The organism is Promicromonospora sp. NPDC057488 (assembly GCF_042802395.1).
Lineage (GTDB): Bacteria > Actinomycetota > Actinomycetes > Actinomycetales > Cellulomonadaceae > Promicromonospora.
Genome location: NZ_JBHVEG010000311.1, coordinates 1 through 3,670, shown reverse-complemented (window position 1 = coordinate 3,670; position 3,670 = coordinate 1). Strand labels below are relative to the sequence as shown.

Annotated in this window: 4 protein-coding genes; all 4 read left to right on the top strand. The window is 75.9% G+C overall.

Translation table 11 applies throughout. From position 1 onward, the window contains the following. Positions 1-165: 165 nt before the first annotated feature. The 4 genes from ACFU5G_RS29550 (at position 166) to ACFU5G_RS29535 (ending at position 3,570) form a co-directional block, all read left to right on the top strand. Positions 166-1,719, top strand: a complete 1,554-nt coding sequence (locus ACFU5G_RS29550; RefSeq protein ID WP_377252654.1) for a sensor histidine kinase — start codon at positions 166-168, stop codon at positions 1,717-1,719. After that, entirely contained in the window at positions 1,716-2,393 is a 678-nt protein-coding gene (locus tag ACFU5G_RS29545; RefSeq protein WP_377252651.1) for a response regulator, read from the top strand. The genes ACFU5G_RS29550 and ACFU5G_RS29545 overlap by 4 nt, the downstream gene beginning before the upstream one ends. A 122-nt stretch (positions 2,394-2,515) precedes the next feature. After that, a complete protein-coding gene (locus ACFU5G_RS29540; protein WP_377252649.1) occupies positions 2,516-2,893 on the top strand; it encodes an SHOCT domain-containing protein in 378 nt (125 codons plus the stop codon). Positions 2,894-3,102: 209 nt separating this feature from the next. After that, positions 3,103-3,570, top strand: coding sequence for a hypothetical protein (locus ACFU5G_RS29535; protein ID WP_377252647.1), 468 nt, complete (start codon positions 3,103-3,105; stop codon positions 3,568-3,570). Positions 3,571-3,670: the final 100 nt, after the last annotated feature.

Sequence of the window (3,670 nt, the reverse complement as noted above, 5' to 3'; positions counted from 1 at the left end):
ATGTAAGGTGGTCGGTAGCTCGGACTGCCGCCCACCTGACATTCTGCCGACCGCCCGAACTGCCGACCGCTCGCCCGCGGCCGGCGCGCTTCCGGTACCGCAGGACGACACGCACCGGCACCGGGGTGCGACGCGACCGGCCCGCTCCCGGCGTAGCGTGCGAGCATGCTGGGCACCACCCGTCCGAACAGCGCCGCCCTGGCGGACCCGCCCGTGACCGGGCCGTTCGACCGTCCGCGGCCGCGGGTCTTCGTCGCCGTGGCCGTCGCGGTGGCCTCCGTCGTGGGCTCGCTCGGTGCCTCCCGCGGCCAGGGGTGGGCCACCGACCTCGACCTCGGCGGGCTGCTCCTGCTGCTGGTGTCGCCCGCGGCGCTCCTGCTCCTGCTGCCGCGCCGGCCCGCGCTCGCCGCGGTGCTGTCCGTCGCCGCCACGTTCACCTTCCTCCTGGTCGGGTACCCGTGGGGCCCGGTGTTCCTGGGGCCCTTCGCCGTGCTGGCGGGGGTGATGCTCAGCGGTGAGGCGCGCCGGGCGAGGGTGATCGCCTGGTCCGGGGCCGCACTGCTCGCGGGCGGCGTCGGCGTCGCGGCGACGCTGCTCGTCCCCCGCCTCCGGCGGTTCCTGGCCGAGAACCCGATCGAGCCCGACCGGTCCTGGGGTCCCCCGGGTTACCACGGCCCCGGCTGGGCCGACGCCGACGGCTCGTGGTTCGTCACCACCGGCGCGCTCGTCGCGGGGGCCGCCTGGCTCGCCGTCGTCCTGCTGGTGGCGAGCGGGGCGCGCGACCGGATCGCACGCCGGGCGGCCGCGCGGGCCGCCGCCCGGGAGACCGCCGCCGAGCGGGAGCGCACCGCCGTCGCGTCGGAGCGGCTGCGGATCGCCCGCGAGCTGCACGACGTGCTGGCCCACTCGCTGTCCGCGATCAACGTCCAGGCGGGCGTGGGCCTGCACCTGATCGACCGGAACCCCGGCCAGGCGCGCGAGGCGCTCACCAACATCCGCGACACCAGCAAGGACGCGCTCGCCGAGGTCCGCACGGTGCTGGGCATCGTCCGCGAAGGGACGGCCCCGTCCACTTCGGGAGCGCAGCCGCTCGGCTCGGCCAGCCTCACCGGCCCGCCCGCCGTCGGCTCGCCTGCGACCGGCTCATCTGCCGCCGGCCAGCCCGCTGCCGCGGACCCGCAGTGGGACGACGCCGCGCCGCTCGCCCCCACCTGGGACCTCACCGGCCTGCGCCGGCTCGCCGACCAGGCGCGCGCCGACGGTCTCGACGTCACCGTCGAGCTCACCGACGTGGACGACCTGCCCGACCACGTCGCCGGCGTCGTGCACCGCGTGGTCCAGGAGTCGCTGACGAACGTCCGCCGGCACGCGCCGTCGGCCCGTGCGGTCACGCTGTGCGTGACCAGGGACGACGCCGTCGAGGTGGTGGTGGCCGACGACGGCGCCCCCACGGGCGCGGGACCGGTCGAGGCCGGGTACGGGCTGCTCGGGATGCGCGAGCGCGTCGAGGGCGCGGGCGGCACGCTGACCGCCGGCCCACGCAGGACCGGCCCCGGCTGGGAGGTCCGGGCGCGGCTCCCCGTGGCCCCGCGGTCCCGGACGTCGTCCGCGGCGGACCGGGCCGCGGGCGGGCCGGCGTCCGCCGAAGGCCCGCCACCCACCGCACCGCCGAACCAGGCCGAGCAGTCCGACGCACCGGAGACCGGAGAAACCGCATGATCGACGTCCTGCTCGCCGACGACCAGGCCCTGGTGCGCGGCGGGTTCCGCGCCCTGATCGACTCCGAGGACGACATGCGCGTCGTGGCGCAGGCCGCGACCGGCGACGACGCGGTGGCGCTCACCCTGGAGCACCTGCCCCAGGTGGTGCTGATGGACATCCGCATGCCCGGCCTGGACGGGCTCGAGGCGACGCGGCGGATCATCGCGGAGCCGCGCGCGGCGGGCGTGCACGTGGTGGTGGTGACGACGTTCGAGCTCGACGAGTACGTCACCGAGGCGATCCGCGCCGGGGCGTCCGGGTTCCTGGTCAAGGACACCGAGCCCGCGGAGCTGGTGCGGGCGGTGCGGGTGGCGGCGTCGGGCAACGCGCTGCTGTCGCCCACGGTGACGCGGCGGCTGCTGGCCAAGGTCGCGGACGCGACCCGGACCGTGCGGCCGGTGCCTGCCCTCGCCGAGCTCACCCCGCGCGAGCGGGAGGTGCTGGTCGAGGTCGCGGGCGGGCTCGCCAACGACGAGATCGCCGGCCGGCTGTACCTGTCGGAGTCGACCGTGAAGACGCACGTCTCGCGGGTGCTCATGAAGACCGGCTCGCGCGACCGCGCCCAGCTCGTGGTGCTGGCGTACGAGGCGGGCCTGGTCCGCCCCGGATGGTCGGAAGGTCGAACGACCTGAGCCCGGGGCGGCACCAGTGGGGTAGCCCGGCAGGTACGCCGGGCTGACGCCCCCGGCGCCGGGCAGCGGCAGCCTGGTGGTGTGGCCGGAACGACCGGCCGAACCGACTGCTGGAGGTCGACATGCTCACCGCGACGACGGAGGTCCTCGCCAACGGGCCGCACTACGGCTGGGGCGGACCCGGCCCGTTCTTCTTCATCTTCCCGCTGCTCTGGTTCCTGCTGTTCGCGACCGTGGTCTTCCTGATCGCCCGGCGGGCCCGGCGGGGCGGACGCGGCGGATGGGGCGGACCGTGGGCCGCCCACGCGGCCGCGGGCACCGACCCCGTGACGCTGCTCGGCACCCGGTTCGCCCGCGGCGAGATCGACGAGGCCGAGTACCGGTCCCGGCTCGCCGTGCTCCGCTCCGTGGGTCCGACGCCGCCCGCGACGTCCGCGCCGCCCGCGGCCCCCGGAAGCGCCGCGCCGCAGGACCAGCCGCCGTCGGACGACCCCCGCTGACGGCCACCACGCACCCCACCATGCCGGGCGCCCGGACCACTGCGGTGGCCCGGGCGCCCGGTTCGTGGGGCGCGTGCGGCGCGAACCGGACGGGGGCGTCCGGGTGAGAGCACCGGCGATTGGCCTCCGGTCGCGGGCGTGCCGCTAGACTCGCGGGCGAGTGCGGTCGAACCGCACTTTCTGACCCGATGACGTGAGGGAAGTAGATCGTGAGCACCAGTAAGAACTGGGCGGCCGTGGCCGTGGTCGCCAGTGCGCTCCTGCTGTCCGGATGCGGGGCCCTCGAGGACATGGCCAACGACTTCACGCCCTCCAGCGGCGAGGTGGAGCAGGTCGCCCCGTCTCCCGTGGCCGAGGCCCCGATCAGCACCGGCGAGTTCGACATTGTCGAGTCGTGCAAGCAGTTCTTCGCCGGGCCGCTCGTGACGAACATCGGGAACGAGGCCGGGACGGTCGCCCAGCCGCTGGACGAGGAGACGACCGGCAGGGTCACCGGCATCAGCGTGGCCCTCGGCAAGATCATCGGCAGGGCGGACGAGGTCAGCATCGCCCACCTCGAGGCCGTGCGTGCGCCCTTCGACCAGGCGCTGGACGGCTCCATCGCCCGGCCCAGGGCGGTCGTCGGCGCGATCAACTCGTACAAGGCCGCGTGCGAAGAGGCCGGCTTCAAGGGCTGACCGCCCACCGAGCCCGCTGAGGCGGCAGCCTCGAAGGACAGCCTCGCGCGACAGCAGAGCGCCTGCCCGGCTCCCCGGCCGTCACCGGGGGCGCCGGGCA